At 40.8% G+C, this 24,664-nt stretch carries 24 protein-coding genes and 1 riboswitch; of the genes, 11 read left to right on the plus strand and 13 right to left on the minus strand.

Annotated features, from left to right (window positions below; all coding sequences use genetic code 11):
• Nucleotides 1-8 precede the first annotated feature (8 nt).
• Both SYJ56_RS23050 and SYJ56_RS23055 read right to left on the minus strand, forming a co-directional pair.
• On the minus strand, nucleotides 9-143 hold the full coding sequence (locus SYJ56_RS23050; protein ID WP_323838359.1) for a hypothetical protein: 135 nt from the start codon (nucleotides 141-143) through the stop codon (nucleotides 9-11).
• Nucleotides 140-823: a response regulator transcription factor gene (locus SYJ56_RS23055; protein WP_323838361.1), complete on the minus strand. Its 684-nt coding sequence runs from the start codon at nucleotides 821-823 to the stop codon at nucleotides 140-142. The genes SYJ56_RS23050 and SYJ56_RS23055 overlap by 4 nt, the downstream gene beginning before the upstream one ends.
• Nucleotides 824-1,192: 369 nt before the next feature.
• On the opposite strand from SYJ56_RS23055, the gene SYJ56_RS23060 reads away from it, so the two are divergent.
• The 4 genes from SYJ56_RS23060 (at nucleotide 1,193) to SYJ56_RS23075 (ending at nucleotide 7,474) form a co-directional block, all read left to right on the plus strand.
• Nucleotides 1,193-1,603 (plus strand): hypothetical protein, encoded by a 411-nt coding sequence (locus tag SYJ56_RS23060; RefSeq protein ID WP_323838363.1) that lies wholly within the window; start codon nucleotides 1,193-1,195, stop codon nucleotides 1,601-1,603.
• Nucleotides 1,604-1,757: 154 nt separating this feature from the next.
• Complete coding sequence (locus SYJ56_RS23065) at nucleotides 1,758-2,846, plus strand: efflux RND transporter periplasmic adaptor subunit (protein WP_323838365.1); 1,089 nt, start codon at nucleotides 1,758-1,760, stop codon at nucleotides 2,844-2,846.
• Between the two features lie 28 nt (nucleotides 2,847-2,874).
• Nucleotides 2,875-6,042, plus strand: a complete 3,168-nt coding sequence (locus SYJ56_RS23070) for an efflux RND transporter permease subunit (RefSeq protein WP_323838367.1) — start codon at nucleotides 2,875-2,877, stop codon at nucleotides 6,040-6,042.
• Nucleotides 6,035-7,474, plus strand: a complete 1,440-nt coding sequence (locus SYJ56_RS23075) for a TolC family protein (protein ID WP_323838369.1) — start codon at nucleotides 6,035-6,037, stop codon at nucleotides 7,472-7,474. The genes SYJ56_RS23070 and SYJ56_RS23075 overlap by 8 nt, the downstream gene beginning before the upstream one ends.
• Nucleotides 7,475-7,567: 93 nt before the next feature.
• Here the strand turns inward: SYJ56_RS23075 and SYJ56_RS23080 are convergent, their stop codons facing one another.
• From SYJ56_RS23080 to SYJ56_RS23110, 7 genes are all read right to left on the minus strand, one after another.
• A complete protein-coding gene (locus tag SYJ56_RS23080; RefSeq protein ID WP_323838371.1) occupies nucleotides 7,568-8,092 on the minus strand; it encodes a lipocalin family protein in 525 nt (174 codons plus the stop codon).
• 354 nt (nucleotides 8,093-8,446) lie between these two features.
• Entirely contained in the window at nucleotides 8,447-9,559 is a 1,113-nt protein-coding gene (locus tag SYJ56_RS23085; RefSeq protein WP_323838373.1) for a Fic family protein, read from the minus strand.
• Between the two features lie 239 nt (nucleotides 9,560-9,798).
• Nucleotides 9,799-10,494, minus strand: a complete 696-nt coding sequence (locus SYJ56_RS23090) for an ABC transporter ATP-binding protein (RefSeq protein ID WP_323838375.1) — start codon at nucleotides 10,492-10,494, stop codon at nucleotides 9,799-9,801.
• Nucleotides 10,491-11,975 carry a DUF5687 family protein gene (locus tag SYJ56_RS23095; protein WP_323838377.1) on the minus strand — a complete coding sequence of 495 codons (1,485 nt, stop codon included), beginning with the start codon at nucleotides 11,973-11,975 and terminating at the stop codon, nucleotides 10,491-10,493. Before SYJ56_RS23095 ends, SYJ56_RS23090 begins: the two co-directional genes overlap by 4 nt.
• A 255-nt stretch (nucleotides 11,976-12,230) precedes the next feature.
• Complete coding sequence (locus SYJ56_RS23100; protein WP_323838379.1) at nucleotides 12,231-13,202, minus strand: ABC transporter ATP-binding protein; 972 nt, start codon at nucleotides 13,200-13,202, stop codon at nucleotides 12,231-12,233.
• Nucleotides 13,203-13,205: 3 nt separating this feature from the next.
• On the minus strand, nucleotides 13,206-14,237 hold the full coding sequence (locus SYJ56_RS23105; protein WP_323838381.1) for an iron ABC transporter permease: 1,032 nt from the start codon (nucleotides 14,235-14,237) through the stop codon (nucleotides 13,206-13,208).
• A 75-nt stretch (nucleotides 14,238-14,312) separates the two neighbouring features.
• Nucleotides 14,313-15,497, minus strand: a complete 1,185-nt coding sequence (locus SYJ56_RS23110) for an ABC transporter substrate-binding protein (RefSeq protein WP_323838383.1) — start codon at nucleotides 15,495-15,497, stop codon at nucleotides 14,313-14,315.
• 99 nt (nucleotides 15,498-15,596) lie between these two features.
• A riboswitch (cobalamin riboswitch) is annotated at nucleotides 15,597-15,811 on the plus strand.
• Nucleotides 15,812-15,924: 113 nt separating this feature from the next.
• On the opposite strand from SYJ56_RS23110, the gene SYJ56_RS23115 reads away from it, so the two are divergent.
• The 4 genes from SYJ56_RS23115 (at nucleotide 15,925) to SYJ56_RS23130 (ending at nucleotide 20,294) form a co-directional block, all read left to right on the plus strand.
• Entirely contained in the window at nucleotides 15,925-17,781 is a 1,857-nt protein-coding gene (locus SYJ56_RS23115) for a TonB-dependent receptor (protein ID WP_323838385.1), read from the plus strand.
• Entirely contained in the window at nucleotides 17,778-17,903 is a 126-nt protein-coding gene (locus tag SYJ56_RS23120; RefSeq protein WP_323838387.1) for a hypothetical protein, read from the plus strand. Before SYJ56_RS23115 ends, SYJ56_RS23120 begins: the two co-directional genes overlap by 4 nt.
• A 4-nt stretch (nucleotides 17,904-17,907) precedes the next feature.
• Entirely contained in the window at nucleotides 17,908-18,957 is a 1,050-nt protein-coding gene (locus SYJ56_RS23125) for a YncE family protein (protein WP_323838389.1), read from the plus strand.
• A gap of 218 nt (nucleotides 18,958-19,175) precedes the next feature.
• Nucleotides 19,176-20,294 carry an ATP-binding protein gene (locus SYJ56_RS23130; protein ID WP_323838391.1) on the plus strand — a complete coding sequence of 373 codons (1,119 nt, stop codon included), beginning with the start codon at nucleotides 19,176-19,178 and terminating at the stop codon, nucleotides 20,292-20,294.
• Between the two features lies 1 nt (nucleotide 20,295).
• Here SYJ56_RS23130 and SYJ56_RS23135 read toward each other — a convergent pair whose 3' ends face one another.
• The 3 genes from SYJ56_RS23135 to SYJ56_RS23145 are packed head-to-tail and all read right to left on the minus strand — an operon-like array spanning nucleotide 20,296 to nucleotide 22,438.
• Nucleotides 20,296-21,036 carry a DUF4163 domain-containing protein gene (locus tag SYJ56_RS23135; protein WP_323838393.1) on the minus strand — a complete coding sequence of 247 codons (741 nt, stop codon included), beginning with the start codon at nucleotides 21,034-21,036 and terminating at the stop codon, nucleotides 20,296-20,298.
• Nucleotides 21,033-22,034: a methylmalonyl Co-A mutase-associated GTPase MeaB gene (gene meaB, locus SYJ56_RS23140; protein ID WP_323838395.1), complete on the minus strand. Its 1,002-nt coding sequence runs from the start codon at nucleotides 22,032-22,034 to the stop codon at nucleotides 21,033-21,035. Before meaB ends, SYJ56_RS23135 begins: the two co-directional genes overlap by 4 nt.
• On the minus strand, nucleotides 22,031-22,438 hold the full coding sequence (locus SYJ56_RS23145) for a hypothetical protein (RefSeq protein WP_323838397.1): 408 nt from the start codon (nucleotides 22,436-22,438) through the stop codon (nucleotides 22,031-22,033). Before SYJ56_RS23145 ends, meaB begins: the two co-directional genes overlap by 4 nt.
• Before the next feature lie 52 nt (nucleotides 22,439-22,490).
• On the opposite strand from SYJ56_RS23145, the gene SYJ56_RS23150 reads away from it, so the two are divergent.
• Genes SYJ56_RS23150 through SYJ56_RS23160 form a run of 3 tightly spaced genes read left to right on the plus strand, consistent with a single transcriptional unit; the run spans nucleotide 22,491 to nucleotide 24,120 of the window.
• Entirely contained in the window at nucleotides 22,491-23,027 is a 537-nt protein-coding gene (locus SYJ56_RS23150; protein WP_323838399.1) for a CopD family protein, read from the plus strand.
• 5 nt (nucleotides 23,028-23,032) lie between these two features.
• Nucleotides 23,033-23,683, plus strand: coding sequence for an SCO family protein (locus SYJ56_RS23155; RefSeq protein ID WP_323838401.1), 651 nt, complete (start codon nucleotides 23,033-23,035; stop codon nucleotides 23,681-23,683).
• A complete protein-coding gene (locus SYJ56_RS23160; RefSeq protein ID WP_323838404.1) occupies nucleotides 23,680-24,120 on the plus strand; it encodes a c-type cytochrome in 441 nt (146 codons plus the stop codon). Before SYJ56_RS23155 ends, SYJ56_RS23160 begins: the two co-directional genes overlap by 4 nt.
• On the opposite strand, the gene SYJ56_RS23165 is transcribed toward SYJ56_RS23160, so the two are convergent.
• The gene (locus SYJ56_RS23165) at nucleotides 24,121-24,540 is read right to left on the minus strand and encodes a hypothetical protein (RefSeq protein WP_323838406.1); all 420 of its coding nucleotides are present in this window, start codon (nucleotides 24,538-24,540) and stop codon (nucleotides 24,121-24,123) included.
• Nucleotides 24,541-24,664 lie beyond the last annotated feature (124 nt).

A 24,664-nucleotide genomic window follows, 5' to 3' on the forward strand; every position in this document is an offset into this window, starting at 1 on the left:
GCTCGATTTCATCTGTTTATTTTTTGTTTTTCAATGGTCAGATAGCCTGTCCCGTCCCGATAGTTATCGAGATCGATTCGGGAGAATCTCACATGGATAATAATCATCTCTCTGAATGTCGCTTGAGTCATGCTCGATTTCATATCACTGAAGTGTCAAATTTGTATCCTAATCCATAGACTGTATTTATGTAATCCCTACCGCCGGCTGTAGATATTTTTTTTCGTAGATTTTTGACATGCTGATACACAAAATCAAAATTTGAAAGATCGTCTGTGTAATCTCCCCAGAGATGCTGCGCAATAGCCTGCTTACCCACTACCCTATCTTTATTTATCAGAAAAAACAGGAGAAGGTCAAATTCTTTTTTGGTAAGTTCCAGAACCTTGTCATTCACCAAAGCCTGAAAACTAGAATTCAGTATGGTGATTTCGTTGAAAACCATTTCATCAAAGCCCTGCATTTTAGTTCTTCTGTAAATGGCCTTCAATCTTGCCAGCAGTTCTGAAAGGTGAAAGGGTTTTGGAAGATAATCGTCAGCTCCCTGATCCAGACCCGAGAGCCTGTCATCCAAAGAATCCTTCGCTGATATTATAAGCACATTCGTGTCAATTTTGTGCGTTTTGATACTATCCAGAAGATCTAGACCACTTCCATCTGGAAGCATAAGATCTAACAGTACGCAATCATAGGCATAGCTGAGCAATTTATCCTGGGCATCAAAAAGTGTACGTGCCGATTCACAGCGAATTCCTTCATTGAGGAGGTAATTACTGATATTCTCTGTAAGGTCTATATTATCTTCTACCAACAATATCTTCATGAATAACTTATTCCAGGATAGCTAAGCAAATTACGGATCATAAATTTGTCTCCGAAAAGCTACGGTTTTCTTTTGAAGGAATTCTGAAGTACCAAGACTTCGCCTCCTCTAGTAGAACTTTGACTAACAATTTAACTCTATCTCGGGGTTATCATTTTCATCAACTCCTAGACAAATCTTCTCATGCATCTAAGCTAACTACTTCAAATACAACGTAAATACCCTCTAATAAGCCTTCATTGAGGTCTTAATCGATAAACAGAGGAAAATTGGATAAGAAATCAATGCGGATACTATAAAACAATATTCATTAATAATTAACCAAGTGTAGTTGACTATCATAAAACTCTTATCTAAGTTTGTGCCCAAATGGCAAAGTATCTAATTAGATTCTTATTATCGCTAAGCATCCTCATATCGAGTGGCTATAGTTCTATCTATGCCAATATAGATACGGATAATGCTATTAATAGCTATGGAGGCACATTTGAAAATGTATTAGGTACCAACAGTACCCGCCAGCATCCTCTTTCCATCTCTACGACCAAAGGTCACGGCAGTGATATATTCACAGTCAATAATTCCAAGATTGAGGAAGAGGAAAAGGAATTTGTTAGTAACGATCACTTTGAGGAGTATCAATATCTCACGGCACTGCACTTCACACGTTTTTTTGAATTTTTATTCCAAAACTTACTAGGAGACTTGCACTTCAGCAAGTTTATCCCGAACACTCAAACACATCGAATACACCTTGTAATTCAAGTGTTTAGGATATAATACCCTTTTTTATGCAATCGTTTATTGCCCACCCTTCCCTTTTTATTTATTAGTCTATTCCCTATAGCGACTAGCTATAGAGACACAGTGTATTTGCTATACACAGCTTCCCAAAATCACCTAGAAAATAGTATCATTTCTAAAAAACCATCCCATGAAAAATCAAATTTTCATGCTCTTGAGCCTGTGCGGCACATTGTGGATTACTAGCTGTAATACACACAGAGAAGAGCATAAGGAAAGTGCAACCACATTCCTGGTCACTAGTCCTCTTATTATGGATACATTAATCACCAAAGATTATGTATCCCAAATTCATTCCATCCAACATATTGAGCTTCGTGCTCAAGAAAGAGGCTACCTGCAAAGGATTTATGTAGATGAAGGCCAGCTCGTAAAAAAAGGGCAACTCATGTTCAAAATCATGCCCAAGCTCTACGAAGCTGAGCAACAAAGTGCTGCAGCAGAAGTGGATTTTGCTGAGATAGAATTTCAAAACACTAAAACTCTGGCTGACAGAAACATTGTCGCTCCCAATGAATTGGCCATGGCCAAAGCAAAATTAGCGAAAGCAAAAGCTGAGCTGGCTCTTGCAGAAGTACATTTACAATTTACAGAAATCAGAGCCCCTTTTGATGGAATTATCGGTCGATTCCGGGTACGGGAAGGGAGCTTGTTAGATGAAGGTGAACTTCTTTCTGAATTCTCAGACAACAGTAAGATGTGGGTTTATTACAACGTTCCGGAAGCAGAATACTTAGAATACCAAACAGAAGCGAGGAGTGATGATGAAGTCATAGTCAACCTTCTAATGGCAAACAATAAGTACTTCACCTATCCTGGAGTAGTAGAGACAATTGAGGCAGATTTCAATAATGAAACAGGAAATATTGCATTCAGAGCAACATTCCCTAATCCCGATGGACTTTTAAGACATGGCGAAACAGGCAATATAGAAATGAGTATTCCACTCAAAGACGCATTGCTGATACCACAAAAAGCGACATTTGAAGTACTGGAAAAAAAATACGTGTACGTGGTGGATGAAGAAAATAAAATCCGCTCTAGGGAAGTGACTATTGCTGCTGAGCTTCCGCACATTTATGCCATTTCAGGTGGTTTGGAAAAGACTGATAAAATTCTTTTAGAAGGTCTTCGACTGGTTAGGGAAAATGACGAAATCCATTACGATTTCGTGCGGCCGCATACAGCATTGTCTCAATTAGACTTGTATGCAGAGTAGTCAATTCTCATAAAAACCAGAAGTAATAATGTTTACTATTTTCATAAAAAGACCAGTCTTTGCGATTGTGATTTCGATCATGATCGTATTTGTAGGATCACTTGCTATTAAGCAACTACCTATATCTCAGTTCCCTCAGATTGCTCCTACGACAGTAAGTATCTTCATAGCTTATCCAGGATCAAGTGCAGATGTGTTGGTGAAGTCAACCCTTATTACGCTGGAAAACTCCATCAACGGGGTAGAGGATATGCGCTACATGGCTTCAGATGCTACGAGTGCAGGCGAAGCGACTCTGAATATCATTTTCGAACCAGGCACTGACCCGAACCAGGCTGTCATACGGGTCAAGACTAGGGTGGATCAGGTAATGCCTCTTCTACCTGAACTCGTTCAGAGAGAAGGTGTGGTAATTACACCTATCCAACCGAGTATGCTGATGTATGTCAACCTGTATTCCACGAGCGAAAACATGGATGAAAAATTCCTGTACAATTATGCTAACGTGAATATGATTCCTGAAATCAACAGGATCAAAGGAGTGGCAAGATCACAGATATTAGGCAGCCGTTCATACGCTATGCGTGTCTGGCTAAATCCTGACCGCATGCGTGCCTACAACATCTCTGTGGAAGAAGTCATGGAAGCATTGGGAGATCAGAGTATTGTAGGACGTCCGGGTAGAATTGGGCAAAGTTCTGGAATCGCCGCACAGTCGCTGGAATATGTGCTTACTTATAAGGGACGGTTTAGCAAATCTGAAGAGTATGACAATATTATCATCAGAGCTAATGCTGAAGGTGAAAGCATTCATTTAAAGGATATCGCCAAAACTGAATTGGGAAGTGAATTCTTTGATATTTATTCCAATTTGGATGGTCACCCGTCTGCTGCGATTGTACTGAAGCAAAACTATGGCAGTAATGCAAGTGACGTAATCGAAGAAGTAAAAGCGGAGTTGGAAGTAATGAAAGCTTCTTTTCCTCCCGGAATGGATTACAAAATCAGTTATGACGTATCCCGATTCTTGGATGCATCTACCGAGCAGGTGATCCATACGCTACGGGATGCATTTATTCTGGTAGCCTTGGTTGTGTTTATCTTTTTGGGGGATTGGCGTTCTACTTTGATCCCTATCATAGCAGTACCTGTATCGCTGATAGGAGCGTTTTTTGTCCTGCAGATGTTCGGACTCTCGATCAATATCATTACACTATTTGCCTTGGTACTTGCCATCGGTATTGTGGTGGATGATGCGATTGTGGTGGTGGAAGCTGTACATACCAAGATGGAGGAGTTCCCTCATTTGACTCCATACCAGGCTGTAAAAAGGGTGCTTGGTGAAATCAGTGGGGCGATCATCGCCATCACTGCGGTAATGGTATCTGTATTCTTGCCTATCTCATTTATGAGTGGGCCGGTAGGAACATTCTATCGACAGTTTTCTATCACCATGGCCAGTTCCATTGTGATTTCCGCCATCATTGCATTAACGCTGACACCTGTGCTATGTGCCATGCTTTTGAAAAACAACCATAGTAAAGAGAAGAAGAGAAACCTGCTGACGAAAGGCCTGGACAGTTTCAATAGCGGTTTTGATAAATTAACCGGGAAATATGTAAGCTTGCTTAGATCCATGGTAAGCAGAAGGTGGCTTACATTCGGTATCTTATTGCTCTTTGGAGCAGGTATTGTTTTGGAAAACCAAATTTTGCCTGCAGGATTTATTCCTAGTGAGGATCAGGGAACCATCTATGCCATTATCCAGACACCTCCCGGCGCTACGCTGGAAAGAACCAATCAAGTCTCACAAAAGCTGCAGAAAATATGTGAAGAGATAGACGGTGTAGAATCTGTTTCTTCTTTGGCAGGCTACGAAATCATGACTGAAGGCAGGGGATCCAATGCCGGCACTTGTTTGATCAACCTAAAACCATGGAGCGAACGAAAGCACAGCGTAAAAGAAATCATGGAAGAACTGGAGGGAGAATCCAAAGGTCTTGGTGCAGTGATAGAATTCTTCGAACCGCCGGCAATTCCCGGATTTGGTTCGTCAGGAGGATTCTCTATGCGGCTTTTAGACCAGACTACGACGACTGATTATCAAGAGTTTGATAAGATCAACAAGCAATTCATGGATGACTTGGGCAAGCGAAAAGAGATCACCGGCTTGTTTACCTTCTTTGCAGCAAACTATCCCCAATACGAACTGGAAATAGACAACGACAAGGCAATGCAAAAAGGTGTATCCATAGGAAAAGCGATGGAAAACCTGAACATCCTTATCGGAAGTACATACGAGCAGGGATTTATCCGATTTGGCAGATTCTTCAAAGTGTATGTTCAGTCAGATCCTGCATTTAGGAGACTTCCTTCCGATGTCTTGAATCTGTTTGTGAAAAATGAAGCAGGTGAAATGGTTCCTTACTCAGCATTCATGACCATGAAGAAAACCCAGGGACCAAATGAAGTTACCCGCTTCAACATGTACAATTCCTCATCCATCCGTGGACTTCCGGCACCGGGATATACGACTGCAGATGCGATTCAAGCGATCAGAGAAGTATCTGCCCAGACGCTTCCAAAAGGTTACGACATTGCCTGGGAAGGACTTTCATATGATGAATCCAACAGAGGTAATGAAGCTCTTTATGTATTCCTGATCGTATTGGTATTCGTGTATTTCGTATTGGCAGCACAGTATGAAAGCTTTATCATTCCGCTTGCTGTGGTTTTCTCGCTTCCTGCGGGAGTATTTGGCTCCTTCTTCTTGCTGAAACTGATGGGGCTGGACAATGATATTTATGCACAGATTGGACTCATTATGCTAGTCGGATTATTGGGTAAAAACGCCGTGCTGATCGTGGAATTTGCTGTTCAAAAACGACAGGAAGGATTGAGCATTTTTGAAGCAGCCATCGAGGGAGCTAAGGTACGTTTCCGCCCAATTCTAATGACATCATTTGCCTTTATCGCTGGGTTGATTCCATTGATTTTGGCATCTGGTGCAGGGGCAATCGGTAACCATACCATCGGTGCTTCTGCACTTGGAGGCATGTTATTCGGTACCGTTTTCGGGGTAATTATTGTCCCTGGCTTATACTTCATATTTGGAAGTTTAGCGGATGGTCGCCATCTGATCAAGAACCAAGATGAAAGTCCATTATCCGAACCAAAACACCACTCACATGCTTAAGAAAACAATAAATATATGTCTAGTGTCAGTGACAATGGCTTTAGCTGTGACTGCTTGCAAAACTCCTGAGTTACTACAGAAGAGCATAAATAACGATGTACCTGAGAGCTATACTGATAGCCCTCAGGACACAAGAAATACTGCGTCAGAAGTGAAATGGCAAGACTATTTTGCTGATCCGTACCTAAAGGCGCTGATCGACACTGCGCTGAGCAACAATCAGGAACTGAATATCATCTTGCAGGAAATTCAGATCGCCCAAAACGAAGTTAGGGTCAGAAAGGGAGAGATTCTTCCATCGGTAAACATAGGCGCAGCGGCCGGAGTAGACAAAGTAGGCAGGTATACCAGCCAAGGTGCAAATGATGCCAATACGGATATCAAGCCCGGCAAAGAAATGCCTGAACCACTTCAAGACTACATGCTTGGTGCATATGCTACTTGGGAAGTAGATATTTGGCACAAGCTAAGAAGTGCCAAAAAGGCTGCAATGACCAGATACTTGGCCAGTGTGGAAGGTAAAAACTTTATGGTTACAAATCTGGTCTCGGAGATCGCCAACTCTTATTATGAATTGCTGGCACTGGACAATGAGCTGGCTATTGTAAAGCAAAATATTGAGATTCAAAACAATGCCCTAGAGATTGTGAAATATCAGAAAGATGCAGCCCGGGTGACAGAGTTGGCGGTGCGAAGGTTTCAAGCGCAGGTGTTGAATACCCAAAGCCTTCAATATGGTATTCAACAGGATATTATAGAGGTCGAGAATCGAATCAACTTTCTGGTAGGTAGATTTCCTCAGCGGGTGGAGAGAAATTCAGACGCATTCGGAGACCTGATTCCTGAGACAATTCAGGCTGGTATTCCTTCCCAACTGTTGGCAAACCGCCCTGATATCAGGCAGGCTGAACTCGAATTGGCCGCTTCTAAAATTGACGTCTCGGTGGCAAAAGCTGACTTCTATCCTTCGCTGGCTATCACGGCTGGGCTTGGATTTAACGCGTTTAATCCTAGCTACATTTTCACAGCTCCAGAATCTCTGATCTATTCTGTCGCAGGTGAACTGGCAGCTCCACTGATCAATAGAAATGCTATAAAAGCAAAATATCTGACTGCAAATGCCAAGCAGATTCAGGCTATCTACGACTATGAGCAAACCATTTTGAACGCTTACATAGAAGTAGCCAATCAACTCTCCAATATTCAGAATCTGAAGCATACCTATGATCTAAAGTCGCAGGAAGTTCAGGCGCTTACTTCGTCAGTAGACATTTCCAACGAACTATTCAAGTCTGCAAGAGCAGATTACATGGAAGTGTTGCTGACTCAAAGGGATGCCTTGGAATCCAAATTCGAATTGATCGAGACCAAGATGAAGCAAATGAATGCCAAAGTAAATATATACCAAGCCCTAGGTGGCGGATGGAAATAAATTGGTTGATTAAGGTTGAATGTCAATCCATTCAATGGTAGGGATAGGAATGTGGAAAGTCCCCCCGAATATTTGGAGGGACTTTTTTTAGTATTAATTACGGGAATAGTATGCAGTTCCTTCTATCATTGTTTCAATATTTGACCCATTAGAATTCTCATTAAGCCCTTTAGTAAAATGAAGTACCAGTGAAGTGCTATTTAATTCTACTATCGTTAGTTCGTCTGTTTGCTGATCTGAATTAGAAACAAAGAGTTTATCTCCACTAACTTCCCAAGTACCCTCTTGGAGGAAGTTGTCTACCTCTATTACTTGCTCATAAGATGTACCATTAACTTCTGTTTTTAAAGAAACTAAATAATAACCTTCCCCAGAATAAGTATTAGGTAACTCACTAAATGACACTTTAGCATCAGATTCAATAGCTGTTCCTTCGCTTTTTGATTCATAGATATCTCCATTAAATGAGGTTTTTGTAGTAACTGCATAATCGTAGGAATCAAATTTCCAGTCACCTACTAATAATTTTGAATCCAAAGGCGATTCATTCTCACTGGAGCTACATGACAAAGCAATGCTTACAGTAGCTAATAAAATAAGGGTTTTGAAAAGTTTCATTTGATAATTTAAAGATATGAATTAGATAATAAGTTGTGAATATAAATACTTTGTTCAACTATTATGTGATTAATAATACAATTAACATACAGCCAATACATATTTCATTACTATAAAAACACTATGTACTGACTATCAATTACTTAATCCCATATATTAGAGGGTATGTATATCCGATTTTCTACCTAAAGAGATTAAAGCACCAAAAGATTTTGGTAAACTTTATCATTTAGGCCATTTCAGCCAGCCCGCTGTGGTGGATCTTCTAGCCAGTAAAACAAAGAAAATTTGGCAACTGGTATCATCCGATAGCTCGGATGAGGGTAATCATACTAAAAATTACAGGTTTCTATTTCAATCCGCCAAAATCCTGACAAGCTCTTCATTTACATAGTACACTTTTTTCCCATCCTTTTTAGGGAAAAGAATTTTTGCCTCAGCCAGCTCGGCGAAGTACTTCGTCAACGTTGTTCTTGAGCTCACTCCCATCAATTCCCCCAGCGATTTGGATTTCAGATACGGCTGGGAAAAAATAAGTTCATTCACCTCTTTCGAATACCACTTGATTTTTGATTTTCCATGCTCTAAAGTAGCTTCCATCTGGACAATGATTTGACGGATTAAATCCTCAGTTAGAATTGAAGTTTTCTCCACTGCTTCCAGCATAAATAAGATCCAAGTCTTCCAGTCACCTCGCTGTGTAACTCCACCCAGATGGTAATAATAGTCTTCTTTATGGACGATGATATATTTTGACAAATACAGCACGGGAAGATCAAGTAGTTTTTTATTGACCAAATAGAGCTGATTCAATATTCTGCCCGTTCGCCCATTTCCATCTGCAAATGGATGAATCGCTTCAAATTGATAGTGTGAAATGCACATTTTCAGCAGCGGATCAGTTGGAAAGTCAATGTCATTCCCGAGATATTCCGTCCAGTTATCCATCAAGTTCTGAAGCAACTTCTCTCCCCTCGGTGGAGTATAAACCGTCTCCCCTGATCGAAACTCACTATTCCCCCGCTTGATAATCGTCTGTGTGGCAGGAGATCTAAAACCTGCATTCGTGTTTTTCACTTCTCTGAACACCCCCAAGATCACATCTTGATTAATGCTGGACTTGTCTTTCATCGTTGCATATCCTTCCCAGAGTGCTTCTCTATACCGCAGCACTTCCTTTGTCGCCGAATCAGCTCTTTCCTCTTGGATCAAGTCTGAAACTGCCTTGTACAACTCATCTTCCGTGGTGAAAATATTCTCAATAGCAGTGGAACTCTTGGCCTCCTGAAGGGCGATGGTATTCACCAGCATCGTTGGATTTGGCAAGCGAAGTACGCTGGCATTCACAGAAGCCAACGCTCTCGATGCAGTAACCAGTTTTTTCAGAATCGTAATTTCTTCTTCCACTTCCTTGGATATTGGAAGTAAAGGCAAGTCATTAAAGAGAATATTTCGATCGTAAGGCATGGAACACGTTCTTTATCGCGTCCAAATTTACCGATTATATGAACATGAAAAAATAAACATGTTCATATTTTTCATAAAAATGGACACATATCGATTATATGTCCATTTGCTGAACACATATTGGCTATATGTCCAGATTTCAATAAATTCTGGACACGTATGCAAAACCTGTCCAGAAAAATCCATCTATTACCAATCATGTTCATTTTATATCAAAAGATGAACATGATCTCCAAGGCTCAGCCAGTAAAATAAGCATCCAGTTCAGCCAACATTGCGGATTTGTCTTTCAGGTCATTGATAATTTTTCCCTTCTCAAGCAAGACAATTCGATCACAGATCTCCGCCACATGATTTAAGTCATGGCTGGATATCAAAAAAGTAACCTGGGAAGCCTCCTTTTCCTGAAGGATCAATTTCTTCAATCGGATCTGAGAACTGGGATCCAAGTTCTCGAATGGCTCATCCAGAAAAACTACCTCAGGATTTCCCATCAAAGCAGCTGCTATTCCCACTTTCTTCAGATTACCCTTTGATAGATCACGGATATATTTCTTTTTCCCCACGATCTCATCATTGAACAGCTCTGTAAACTTGCTCAGATGAAGTTGCAAATCAGCCTCCGATAGGCCATAGATCTTGCGAAGTGTATGAAAATATTCATCGGCAGTCAAATAAGACAAGAGCATATGCTCGTCCAAATAAGCTCCTGTGGTGGCCTTCCAGTCTTCAGATTTACTTACATCCTTGGAATCAATCTCCACCTTTCCTTGCGAGGCTCTCACAAGATCAAGCATAATCCTAAACAAGGTCGTTTTTCCAGCGCCATTATTCCCCACCAATCCAAAGCACTCCGACTTGGGAATGGTTAGATTGGCCACATCGAGGACAACGACTTCTTTATATTGTTTTTTTAGATCAGTAACTTGAATCATAACTCTTGGCGGAATGAAGATGAAATTTCGTATCGGTTTTTTAAAACCCTATTGATATTAATCATGGAAAGCTGATTAAAGAATAAAATCCCTATAACTCCTATGATACCTAATGCTGCCAATCCAGCATAGAAATTGAAAATCATAGCAAAAGGCAAATAAACTACGTATGGAGCAACCATCATTGGGATAATCATAAGGAACTGAGCAGCCCCCACTCCCTCGTAGTTAAACATTGCACCTTTATTTAAATCCATAGGTTTTGGCTTCCAAAGAGCCAAATAAATAATCAGATGGATCATTATTCCAGCATTAAACAGAAAAGTAGCCAAGTGAATCAGTAAGAATGACCAACCAAAATAGACATAGGGAATTGATAACAAAAAGCATAATAAGGAGATGGATAACAGCAAAAGGTATTTGCCCCTTACTAAATTTTTTACCCCATCTTTTCGACTAAGGAAAAAGTCAAAATATCCAGAATTCCAGCTTAAGAAAAGCTGCCCATACTGAATCATGAAAATTCCTGTAATAAAGATTCCTACGAAAATAAAAATATTTTGCATTGGCCCAGATTGATAGTCTGGATTATCATAGAAAATGGTCCCATACAGTAAGAAAAAGGCACTCAGCATTAGAAAAGTTCTACTCTTTTTGTGACGAATGATCAGCTTCCATTCTAAGTTTGCAAGCTCGCCAGCCATTCCAAATCTCGAAAAGAACCCTACCGATTGATTGACAAAACGTGCTTCTTCTTCTTTCCCCAAATCTTCCAAGTAAGCATTGTTCAGATAATAGGAGAATGCCAGATAATACCCTACCAGACAAACGACCAGCATTACAGCCAAAGGAAGATAACTACTCATGGCAAGTGTGAAAAATGGAGCCACCAGTTCCCCCAGATTAAACCAGCCCATGTAGGTAGAACCACCGCCCAAAAGAAGGACAATAAATACAATCACCACACCTATCAGACTGTCCTCAAAACGCTGTTTGAACCAAAGCATTAACCAATGCAAGGACCAACTGATAAACACCACCGTTCCTAGCCAAGATACTGCGCCTGAAACTCCGTACTCAACAGAAATCCCAGTAAATGCAAAAGGTGTAAAAAGCACCAAAGTAATAATACTTAATGGAGAGAAAAATGATCTTCCCAGTAGCATATGCATGATTTTTTTCTTCGAAATCGGCAGATGCAAGAGACTTTCCAGCTCAATAACAGGAAGCTGTTGAAGAAAATATCTATACATGAATTCCACCAAAAAGAAGAAAATCAAACCTGAATTGAGCACCTGAATAGGATCTTGTCCCTCTGCAAGTGCTTCCAGAATTCTGCTTAGAAAAATCCCTGCCATCAAAAGATATCCTAAAAGCATAATTGCTAAAAATCCCAGAAAAATAGCTACCATCACACTTTTAGCAAATGCCGTGGATCGGAAACTCTTTAGGAATTCCAAGCGGATCAGTTCAAATAACATACAATCTCAAAATAATTAGATGTTTAAATTTCAACTCAAAATATAGGAAAAAGATAGTTCAATCTTGATCCAAGGGTTGATTAAAACATGTAGAACACTAAAATATACGCCATTCTTTTCTCCCGATCCAATTACTAACAACGGTAGAAACATCGCTATTGAAATCCCTGATTGTCCACTCTATGCTTCTATCGTTGTGGATTGATTAATTGGAGGACTTTAAAACTTAGAGGTCAAAAAGAAAGGAATTAACATTTACATATGTGACAAAAAATCCAAGAAATCTTCTAAATCCAAGAATTTTTTGTCAGCGTATTTTATTGAAAATGGAATACTGCTCACTTCAATTAATTCGGGGAAATCCTTAATTCGCGCTTTTTCAAGTGCTTTTCGAACCAGCGAGGTTAAAGCAGAATCACCAATAATTTCCCATCTTCCAGAGCCCTGCTTACGCTCTATCCTACCCTTTTCCACGCTGAATTGGAATTTCTTTCCTGGCAATAACTGATTGATTTCTCCAGAAATCACCAAATCTTCGGGTAACCCTGAGACAAGTGGCGTACTACAATTCATCAACCAAAACCTATCTGCTGTTTCTAAGGCAATCTCCAAATCATGTGTTACCACAAGAATTGACTTTCCTTGGCTTTTTGAAATATCCTGGAGTAGGTGCATGATTTCATACCTATTCACCAGATCCAAATGAGCTGTCGGTTCATCCAACACCATCACCTTTCCATCTTGAGCAAGTGCTCTCGCGATCAACGCTTTTTGCCGCTGTCCATCACTTATTTCGGAAAGTCTCTCCTCACGCAAATATTCTATTTTCGTAGCCGAAAGTGCATTTTGAATAACTTCACGATCACTATCTGCTAGCTTCCCAGTCCAGTTTGTATGCGGAATCCTACCCATCGCAACCAATTGTCCGACTGTCATATTTGCAGGTAAAAATGGTTCTGTCAACACTACAGAAAGTTCTTTGGCCAGCGCCTCATTAGAATAGCTGGAAATAGATTTTTCATTTAGCAAAACTTCTCCTACGAATGGTTTCAATTGTCCCAAAATCGCCTTGACTAAAGTTGATTTCCCTACCCCATTTGGGCCCAGCAAACAGGTCAGTTCACCAGTCAAAAGCTTAAAATTCAATCCACTCAGAACTTCCTTCCGAACTTTGCCTTTGCTGTAGCCAAGACTGAGATTTTTACCTATAATTGATGTACCCTTCATAACCTAAAATTCCTTACTGAAGTTTTTGCGCAGCACCAAGCTGATCACAATCGGAGCTCCCACCAATGATGTCACCGCATTGATCGGTAGTGTCTGAGCTGATCCTGGAAGTTGGCCAACAGCATCGCAAAGGAGTAGTAAACTCGCACCCAACAGCGCTGAAGCGGGGAAAAGAATCCGGTGATCTGAAGTTTTCCAAACCATCCTGGCCAAGTGCGGAACAGCAATCCCAATAAATGCAATTGGTCCACAAAAGGCCGTAACACTCCCAGCCAATAAGCCTGTACTGATAATCATTAACCAACGCAAACGATCAGGATTTATCCCCATGCTTTTCGCGTAGCTCTCACCTAAAAGCATCCCATTGTAGGATTTTATAGAAGCGACAACTGGAATGATTCCAATAAAAATAACGAGACCTAAAATCCAAACCTGATCCCAAACCAAGCCTCCCAAACTCCCCATAGACCACATGGTAAATAGCTTCAACGCTTCCGCGCCGGAGAAATATGACAAAACGGAAATAATCGCCGAAACAGCTGATCCAAACATCAATCCTATGATCAAAAGCGTCATACTGTCTTTGACTTTCCACGCTGCCAAACTCACCGTGAGTAGCACTAAACTTGCTCCTAAGGTCCCAGCAATCGCAATTGCCCAAGGGTTAATTGCTCCTCCAAAAGTGGTCAAACCAAACGCTGACCCAGCCAACATTAAAATCGCAACTCCCAACCCAGCACCGGAACTAATTCCTAGCACAAACGGTCCTGCAAGTGGATTTCTGAAAAAAGTTTGCATCTGAAGTCCACTGATGCTTAGTCCAATTCCCGCCAAGATTGCGACCAGAGCTTTCGGAAATCTGTAGTTTAGAATAATCTGTTCCCTCGAAGCCTTTGTCCACTCACCAGTAAAAATCCCGGACAGGATTTCACTTGGAGAAATAGATACGGAACCCAAACTCACATTGAGCAAAAAACTCAAAACCAGCACAATCAGCGCTGCAAAAAGAAGAAGAATTGAGCTATTTTGTTTCATGTGTTTATAACTTTCTTTCATTTGTCACATAGCCTGTCCCGAACTCGATTCGGGAGAATCTCGCAAGAACATTAATCATCTCTCTGTGTTGTCTTCAATATGCTCGATTTCATTGAGTTGCTGATAAAAATACAACTCATAGTCTGGAAGCAAAGCCGGATGAAGAATTTTGATTAGATCTTTCAAAATCAAATCAGGTCGCATATAGCCCAGCTCAAAATACTCCAGTCCACCAGCTCTCCCCCGTTTTTGAGTGTACGAAAACACATTTCCAGACTGATAAGCTTTAAATGCTTTGTATCGTGGTTCTGAATTTCCCATGGTCTGTAAGTCTGGAAAATCAGCAGAACCAATCCAAAAATCAGCCTCCAGTGAATTTTCCAGCACAAACTCATAATTAAATTGGGCACTGCCTGTTCCTTTCTGGTTAGAGAAAATATAGTTTCCGCCAGCATTTTCAAGGATCTTTGCTCCCCAGCTTTCGCTTCCGGGAGCATACCAAATATCCTGATAAAGCACACCACTCAGCACCGTAGGACGAAGGGAATCGATAATAGAATCACCCAATTTCTCAGCCTCCAAATAATCATTTTCAACCCTATTAAACACAGCGTTAGCTTCCTCAAAATTTCCCAGAAGTACTCCTGTAAACTTGATCCACTCAGCTCTGCCGAGCGGATGCTGCTCCACATATTCCCCATTAATTACCGCAGGAATCTTGGCTTGGTCCAGCAAATCGAGATATTTCAGATCATCTCCCAGGGTAGAAATCATAATCCAATCAGGGGACATATCAATGACCATTTCTGTATTTGCCGAAGGCCCCGCACCCAAATCCTCTACTTTTCCATCATCAATTTGCGCCCATGTTTTCCCAGAAGAAATTAAATTCAGATTGGGGAAACCAATCAATTTGTCTGTCTCATTTAGCATGTCCAAATGAGGAATATGAGTGGTCGAAGTCAGGATAATTTTTTCCACAGGAAGTTGGATAATTGCATCAAAATCTCCCACAGGTTTTTCAGCATTTTCTTCCAATACCAAATAGGTAAAAATCCTATCCGCTCCTGACCAAGCCTGAGTAACTTCCATCACCCAAAAATTATTTCCTCGTGAAATTGTAAATCCAGAAGCATAACTTAATTCTATTTTTTCAAGTTCTTTTACCCCCTCTCCTTTCTGATCATTACACGCTGTAAAAGAATAGGTTACCATCAAAAAAACTGAAGTAATAAAGAGCCTAAATCGTTGGTTTTTCACAGAAATTCTTTGAGATATTGAATTCCAAAATAAGCTCTGGTTTTGGCCACTTCCAAAATTTGTCTGCAAACAGATTTTTTTTCTAAGTTTTCCCGATCTACTTTTGCAGCCGAAATAGGTTCCCAATCTCGCATCAGAGCTCTTGGGATTAAAAGGGAATTTGGTGAAATACCAAAGCTGTCCCCGCAACTGTAAGCCGAGCGGATTTTTCCGCAAATGATTTGTCAACAATGCCATTGTTCCGAAAAGAATTCGGGATGAGAAGGCGGCAAATTAAGGCGAGCCAGGAGACCTGCCGATTTCTGTTGATTCTGTGCTTTCGGAGGAAAAGCAATGAAGAAAGTACCTGAGCCGATTGATCGGCTTCGATCCCTTCTTCCCATTTCTCTTTAAGCCCGAATCGGATTTATAACTAATTCGATCAGGGATGTTTTTGCTTGTATGGGCATTTTCTTTAGTGGCTAATAGCCCAATTCAGGACACAGTCAAATTGGCTGAAGTAGAAGTCTATGCCCCTGAATTGGATCGATTTGCCCAAGGGCAAAAAGTAATCAACTGGACAAAAAAGGACTTGGAGGCTTACCAAGGCCGTTCTCTGGGCGACATCCTTCAGGAGCAATCACCGGTTTTTGTGCGGCAATACGGGGCTGGAATGATCGCATCTCCCTCCTTTCGTGGCACTTCCGCAGGCCATACGGCCGTATTCTGGAATGGTCTTCCGATCAACAGCCCTTCACTTGGACAAAGCGATTTGTCCATTTTGCCTATTTCCTCCGTCGATCAGGTTAGTGTACAGTTCGGAAATGCCGGAGCACTTTTTGGAAATGAAGCCATAGGCGGAAGTGTTCATCTAGGCACTAATTCTGAATTTGGAAAAGGGTTTCAGGCAGGGATTTCACAGCAGATTGGCAGCTTTGGTCTATTCAACACCAGTGGATTTGCAGGATTTTCATCGAAAAATTTCATCAGCAAAACCAAAATCTACCGGGAATTCTCCAAGAATAACTTCCCCTATACAGACCTGGGGCAATTCGGCACTCCTGAAGTGAAAGAAGGCCATGCCCAAGTAGAGCAAATCGGAATTGTTCAGGATTTGGCATGGAATCTCAGCGTAGCCAACCAGCTTAAAACCGCTTTCTGGTGGAATAAAACCAATCGGGAAGTCCAGCCAGTGATGGGCTCACACACTACAGATACGCAACTAGATGAGGCTTTTCGGGCAGTGATTGATTTTTTCCATTTTGAAAAAAAGTCGATGTGGAATCTGAAAACAGGACTTGTCCGAAACGAGCAACTCTTCAATGCCAGCCAAAACAACAGCACGCAATATTTTCTGGGGGGAGACTGGGATCAGGAGATTTCAAAAAAATGGATCTCAAAACTAGGTGCGAGATATACACTGACAAAAGGAGATCTGAGCACCTATCAGGCGGATGATAAACGTATCGAATTGTATCAAAGCACGAAATTCTCAGCTACGGAACAACTCTCTTTTGCTTTAAACCTCCGTCAATTAGTTTACTCAGGCACTTTCGCGCCGTTCACGCCGAATCTCGGGATGGACTGGGATATCTGGTCTACAGAAACTAAAAACATACAGCTGAAAACTTCCCTAGGAAAAGGATTTAAAGTCCCAACCCTAAATGATCGCTTTTGGAATCCTGGAGGAAACCCCGACTTGCTTCCGGAGGAAAGTCTTAGCGGAGAAGTCGGCTTAACTTGGAGCGGTAAAGGAAAAATCAATTGGGCTCAAGGGTTAACTTATTACCAAATGTCAGTGGACAACTGGATCATTTGGCTCCCTAAAGGAAGCTTCTGGACTCCTGAAAATATCAAGAAAGTCAGGAATCAGGGTATAGAATATCAAGGGAATTTAGCAGGCAACTTTCTCTCATGGGATTGGGAATTGACTACTTCTTACACCTACTCCAAAGCCGTGACCACGAAAGGCACAGACGAAAAAGATCAGTCTGTAGGAAAGCAACTGCCCTACACACCGCAGCATCAAGCCAATGGAAAAGTGCTAGTTAGAAAATCAGGTTTCAATACCTCCATAGGAACCTATTTCGTGGGAGAAAGATCCGTCACTGCTGATAATCCCCGCATGATGCCTTCATTTCAACTCTTCAATTTTGGACTAGGCTATGATAGACTTGAGCTTGCAAAAGTTCACTTTCCTGTAAGTTTTCAAATCAACAATATCCTCGACACCGACTATCAAGTGCTCTATCTTAGAGCTATGCCTGGAAGATCTTATCAATTCAATTTATCCATACTATTATGAAATCGAGGATAACGATAACGTCACACGAAGGGATGATTATCAACTATGCGAGAATTTCCCGAATCGATCCCGATAACTATCGGGACGGGACAGGCTATCTCACCTTAAAAAATCAATTATAAACAGATGAAATTAAAACAACTACTCTGGGCATCCGCCTTACTCTCTATCTCTTTTGCCTGCTCTGACAGTGGAGAAGAAAAACCTTTGGGCAAGTACAACAATGGCATTCTGATCATGAACGAAGGCAGCTTCGGAACCAATGACGGTGAAGTATATCACCTGAACCCAAACACTGAAGAACTCCTTCCTAATATTTTCGAAGCTGAGAATCTTCGCCCATTCGCAGGCTTGCTAGAGGATATGGTACTTGAAGGTAACAGGTTGTATTTGGTCGCCAACTCAGGCAAAGTAGAAATCGTTGATCCGGCTAATTTCAAAAGCATGGGAGCCGTGGCTGCTGAATTGGACCAACCAAGGTCTCTTGCCGTGAATGGAAGTAAACTTTTTATCAGTGATTATGGTCCTTATGATGAAAATTATGGTACGCCGGATTCCTATGTAGCGATGGTGAATGGCCTTGATGGCGGAGTAGTTTCTAATAAAATTGAGGTTTCCAACAAGCCTGAAGATCTTTTCTCTTACGGAAACTTTATTATCGTTGCCGGCTCTGAGGAAAACAAAATCGAAATCATTGATGTGACTCAAGAAGCTGTAATATCTACACTCGACTTAGATGCTTCTCCCCGTCAGTTTTATGAGGAAGACGGACTGCTATGGATATATGCGGTGGCAGCAGATGAGGTAAAATTCTATACTTTAAACCTAAGCAACCTGACTTTAGGAACTACTTACACAGTTCCGGTTTCAGATGCTACCAGCAGGATTGCCTTCGACGGAGATGATGAGATGTACGTTTTGACTAGCTCAGGATATCCAGATTACAATGACGCTGTAGTTAGTATTGACATCGAAGGAAGTAACGTGACTGCCACCGAACTGATGACTGGCTCAGGTTTCTACGGAATTGGCTTTGACGATGAACGGGATCATATTTATGTTTCCAATTCCAACGCATTCCAAGGCAACGGTACGGTAACTGTCCTTTCAGAAACAGGCTCGGTAGTCAGGACTTTCGAAGTAGGTAGAGGCCCTTCTGGGTTCTTGATTTATTGATATGTTAAAATTGGAAGATCGGAAGATTAGTCCCCATTAAATTAAGCTACTAGTTTCCCGAATTTACACATTTAAAAGCCGCTGCAAATTGATTTTCCAGCGGCTTTTTCTTATTAATTCAAGACACTATTCTATAAAAAGCTAGTCTTTTGTGGAATTGAATCCATAAAAAGATAGTCTTTTGTGGAATTAAATCCATAAAAGTCGTATTTTTAATTATGAAATTTAATCGATTGCACTTCCAGAACCTTTCTAAAAATCTAGACCGGAAAAAGGTAATCCTCTTAATTGGCCCTAGGCAAGTAGGTAAAACCACTCTTGTAAATGATTTACTGGCAGGAAAAGATCACCTCTTTTTGGATGGAGACGACCCTACCATTAGGCGCCTTCTATATACGCCAAATACGATGCAGATCAAATCAATTCTCGGCAACTATAAATATGTATTCGTAGATGAGGCACAGCGAATCGAAAACATAGGGCTCACTGCAAAAATAATTCACGATCAAATCCCGGATGTAAGACTTATCCTGAGCGGCTCATCTTCTTTTGAATTATCCGGCCTAACTCAGGAACCTCTTACAGGAAGAAAGACTACATTTCATCTCTATCCGATCAGCTGGAAAGAATTCGAGCAGAACGTAGGATATATAGCTGCGGAGCAGGATTTACCCAATCGGCTAGTGTATGGGTTCTATCCGGAAATTATCACAAATGTTAGTGACCAAGAAACGTTACTATACGAACTCACAGAAAGCTATCTCTATAAAGATGTGTTGGCATTGGGTATCATAAAAAAACAAGATGTAATCTTTCGGCTCCTGCAACTTTTAGCTTTTCAGATGGGAAGTGAAGTTTCCTACAATGAACTATCCAGATCCCTTCAAGTTGATGTCAAAACTGTCATTAGCTATATTGATTTGCTCGAGCAGGCCTATGTCATCTATCGAATGGGAACCTTCAGTAGAAATCTACGCAAAGAGATCAAGATGAATAAGAAAATATATTTTTATGACAATGGTGTACGTAATGCGCTGATCAAAAATCTGCAACCCCTTTCATTAAGAAACGATATCGGAGCTTTGTGGGAAAATTTCCTCATGGCCGAAAGGTTAAAATATTTAGAATATGAAGGAGTAAAAGTCAACCGCTATTTCTGGCGAACCAAAAACCAACAAGAACTTGATTACCTCGAAGAAAAAGACGGTAAATTAAATGCGTATGAATTCAAATGGAATCCTGATTCAAAATTCTCAATACCTTCATCATTCAGAGATACCTATGAGGCAGAATACAGTTTAATTCATAGAGACAATTTCAGGAGTTTCATAGGGTAATTCACTCTCTTACAATGCCTTTAACATCTTTCATCGGAAACTCCAGTTCGGTGTACCCTAATACATAAGGCCCAATTTCATAAGGAATATAGGTGAGCACAAACTTGTCATTACTGTAACCAACGGCATTTGGAAGAAAAAAACCTGTTTCCGGCAGAAAGAATCTACCATCATCTTTAAGTGCCACACCTTCTTCCACTTCATGATGTTTTCGAAAAGCTAGTTCTGCCATTTCTAGCATTTTATCCCTATCCAAAATCACACGATCCAAACTCAAATACTCTCCCGTTTCACGATCAAAATTCATATAGTAGTGGCTGGAATTGGGATGAGCTCCTCCGGAAAAATTGTATTCAGTAAAAAAAATACTGATCGTTACTTCTGATTCGTAGCTCACATCAGCTTCAACCTCCACCACCCAAGCACCGGGAGCTTCCGGGAAATCCTCCTTAAACACTTTGTAGGAGTTCAAAAAAATATCGGCTCGTTGAGCCAGATCACTACCGACCGAATCTGATTGGAAATAAGCCATAAGCTGATTCTGAATGTGATCGTTGATATTATCTGCAGTAGCGTTCCCGTGTGCAAAAGGATAGGAAATGGACATTTTACTACACTCTTCATCTACACAAAGCTCTTTTTCAAAATTCTTCGTCGAAAACTCTAGTGGATTTTCACTTGTAGCTTTTGGTTCCGCACAGGCAATTGTCAGTGCAAAAATCCAGATTAAATGCTTTCTCATTGAGATATATTATTCTTTCCAAAGAATGAGTCTGTCAATTCTATGGCCAAAGTCAAGGGACTAATCTCTCCCAATTTTACTTTCTCCTTTGCCTGACCTAGGCGTTCCGCTATCTTTTTATTTTGATAAAAGGCTTTTCCAAGGAGGTGTTGTATGCTTTCATCTAGCCAGTTGAGTCGTTGACCAGCTCTATTTTTCTCCCAAAATCCATTCAAGATTAATCTTTCTTGAAAATCTTTTATCATTTCCAGAACTTGGCTCAGTCCTTCATTAGTATGGGAGGATCCTGTAAGAACTTTTGGGGTCCAGCCATTTTCCCCCAAAGGAAATAGATGCAATGCATTGGAATAAATTGATTTAGCTTTGTTGGCTTCTGATGCATTTGCTCCATCAGCTTTGTGAATTAAAACGCCATCAGCCATTTCCATTATCCCTTTTTTGATCCCCTGCAGTTCGTCACCTGCACCTGCAAGCATTAACAAAAGAAAAAAATCTACCATTCCCTTCACTGCTGTTTCTGATTGCCCAACTCCCACCGTCTCAACCAAAATCACCTCAAATCCCGCAGCTTCGCACAGCAACATCGCTTCTCTGGTCTTGGCACTTACTCCTCCTAAAGTCTCCCCTGTGGGACTGGGGCGGATGAAAGCACGTTTATCTCCGGCCAACTTTTCCATGCGGGTTTTATCTCCCAGAATACTTCCCCTGCTTTTTTGGCTGGAAGGGTCCACCGCCAAAACAGCTATAGATTTTCCTTCTTCCGTCAGCATTTTTCCAAAAGCCTCTATAAAACTGCTTTTCCCAACCCCAGGAACTCCTGTGATCCCTATTCTGATAGACTTGCCTGTATATGGCAAGATCTCCTGAACCAAATCCGACGCTAAAGCCAAATCACTTCCCAGTGTACTTTCTGCAAGTGTGATTGCCTGGCTGAGCTTAGTTCTATCACCTGCTAGAACTCCTTCTTTGTATTCCTTAAGAGTGAAACGCTTCTTCATTTAGAATATCCATCAGTAAAACTTACATCTCCCATTGGACTTTTTTGGTAAGTAGCTATTACATAAGGGTGCATGTCTTGCGTGAAATAAGGATCGGTCGGAGACAAATTTATTTTCTGGTCAATTTCATCAGAAAAAAAGAACACTATGGTTCTTCCATATTTAGTATGTGGCATGGCATTGCCGTAATCCTTCATCCATTCCTTAGAACTATCCAGAGCCCTTATCGCATACACTCGCACAACTGGCCCAGTATTATTTTCATTTCTGAAACTTGATAATTCCTTGTATTTCCCTTCAAATCGCTCCATACCAGGTTGAGACAGAGAATCCATGGAGATATAAACTACAAGGCCTGCCACAATGAGGACTATAATCCAGAAAATGATTTTAGAGCTTTTCAAAAACTAGTGCGGTTATAAAGATTAGGGCTTAATTTAGGCGAAAATTCCGAGAATGACTTTCGAGTACCTCAAAGCACTTCACATCATTTTTGTAGTTACCTGGTTTGCAGGGCTATTCTATATCGTCCGCCTATTCATCTATCAAACCGAGGCAATGGAGCGTCCGGAGATTGAGCGTAATATCCTCAAACCCCAACTTGATCTCATGGCTTCGCGTCTGTGGTACATCATCACCTGGCCCTCCGCAGTGCTTACCCTCATCTTTGGTTCTTTGGTATTGAGTCAGCGTATGGGATATCTGGAAATGGGCTTTATGCATGCCAAACTAGGGTTCGTAATCCTGCTCTATGGTTATCATCTCTGGTGTCATAAACTTTTCAAAGAACTTCAAGCTGGCCGAACCCGATGGACTTCTACTCAGTTGAGGATTTGGAATGAAGCCTCTACGTTGCTACTCTTTGCGATCGTATTCTTGATTGTATTAAAAAGCACCTTGAGTATGGTTTGGGGTTTGGCAGGGCTGATCACACTTGGCATAACCCTGATGCTTGCCATCAGATTATATAAAAAATTCAGAAATAAATCTTAATTACCATGAAATCAACATTTTCAATACTTCCCCTTCTTGTGATTTCATTAGTATTTTCTCAGTGCACACCTCAGGGAGACAAGAGCGAGCCACTTCCAAAACTTGGAAATTGGCATATAGATGAACAGACAGTTGATGGAAAGATCGTTCAGGATACAGTTTACCATACAATCGCGGATTTCTCCTTCACTAATCAAGATGGAAAGACTGTGAATAATGCGTCGGTGAAAGGAAAAGTATATGTTGCAGATTTCTTTTTCACGACTTGCCCAACCATCTGTCCCATTATGAAAAAAGAAATGCTTCGGGTTTATGAAGAATTTGGAGATAATCCAAACTTCAAAATCCTGAGTCATACCATTGATCCAAATCATGACACAGTGGAAGTTTTGAAAGATTATGCTCAGAAACTGGGAATTGAAAATGCTGAAACATGGAATTTCCTGACTGGTGATGCAGAGAAAATTTACGAACTGGGTCAAACAAGCTACATCACTACTGCCCAGGCTGACCAGGATGAACCTGGTGGATTTTTACACTCAGGAGCTTTTCTTCTAATAGATCAAAATGGCCATATCAGAGGAGTTTATGACGGAACCAAATCAGACCAGGTAGATCAACTGATGGTGGATATTCCAAAGATTTTGGGAGAATGAAAAAGTATCTGATCATCCTGCTCCTTGCTGCAGCATGTAGCCCAAAAAGTTCTAGTGAGGAGAACACGCTTTCGCAAATAGAAGACCCTGAGGTGATGAAATATGCCGTCGAAGGCAAAATCATCTATGAAAATCATTGTGGCAATTGCCATCAAAATGACGGTTTGGGATTAGGTAAGTTGATTCCTCCTTTGCGGGATGCAGATTATTTCAAGGAGAATGTACACCGCGCTGTTTGGATCATGAAGCACGGCCAAGAGGGAGAAATAGTAGTAAATGGGCAAGTGTATAATCAACCCATGCCTGCTAGCCCAAAACTCACACCTTTAGAAATTTCCCAGATAAGCACGTATCTCTACAATATCTGGGGAATGAGTGAAGGGAAAATAACTTCAAAACAGGTGGAAGATTACCTCAAGGACAAACCTAATTTCTGACTATTTCAGAAGCGCTTCGGCTTTTGCCAACGCTTCCTTCATTTCTACATTTACAGCAGACACCAGCACCATTTGATTATCAAGATACTTCTTGAGTTCCTCTGGTGATTGATCTCCATCCTTCGGTTCATATTGATGCATCCATTCAAACATTGAATCATGTGCATGATTAAGATCATATGCAAGTGCCTTATATTCTTCTACTTTTGATGAATCTACCGGATTTACTCTTTCTAGTTCTTCCACCTTCTCCAGAGCCCTACGTTCAAGTGATTTCAGCTTACCCATTTTTGGCATCACTTCATCATGAACAGCAATTACTTCTTCTCGAAGTTTTTCATTTTCACTCGGACCTTTTGAGCTGCAAGCATTTATCAACAAAAATGAGGTAAAAATTAAATAAGGAATTGTTCGCTTCATAATTACTCTTTTTATTTACCCCAAAGTTACTATTAAATCTAAATATAGTAGTATTAATTTTGATCATATCAGAAAGTGATTTATTGGGCTTTAGCTGTTAATTTTAGACGCTCTTAAAATACTA

Origin of the sequence: Algoriphagus aurantiacus, from assembly GCF_035156405.1 — a bacterium.
In the GTDB taxonomy this organism is placed as follows: Bacteria; Bacteroidota; Bacteroidia; order Cytophagales; family Cyclobacteriaceae; genus Algoriphagus; species Algoriphagus aurantiacus.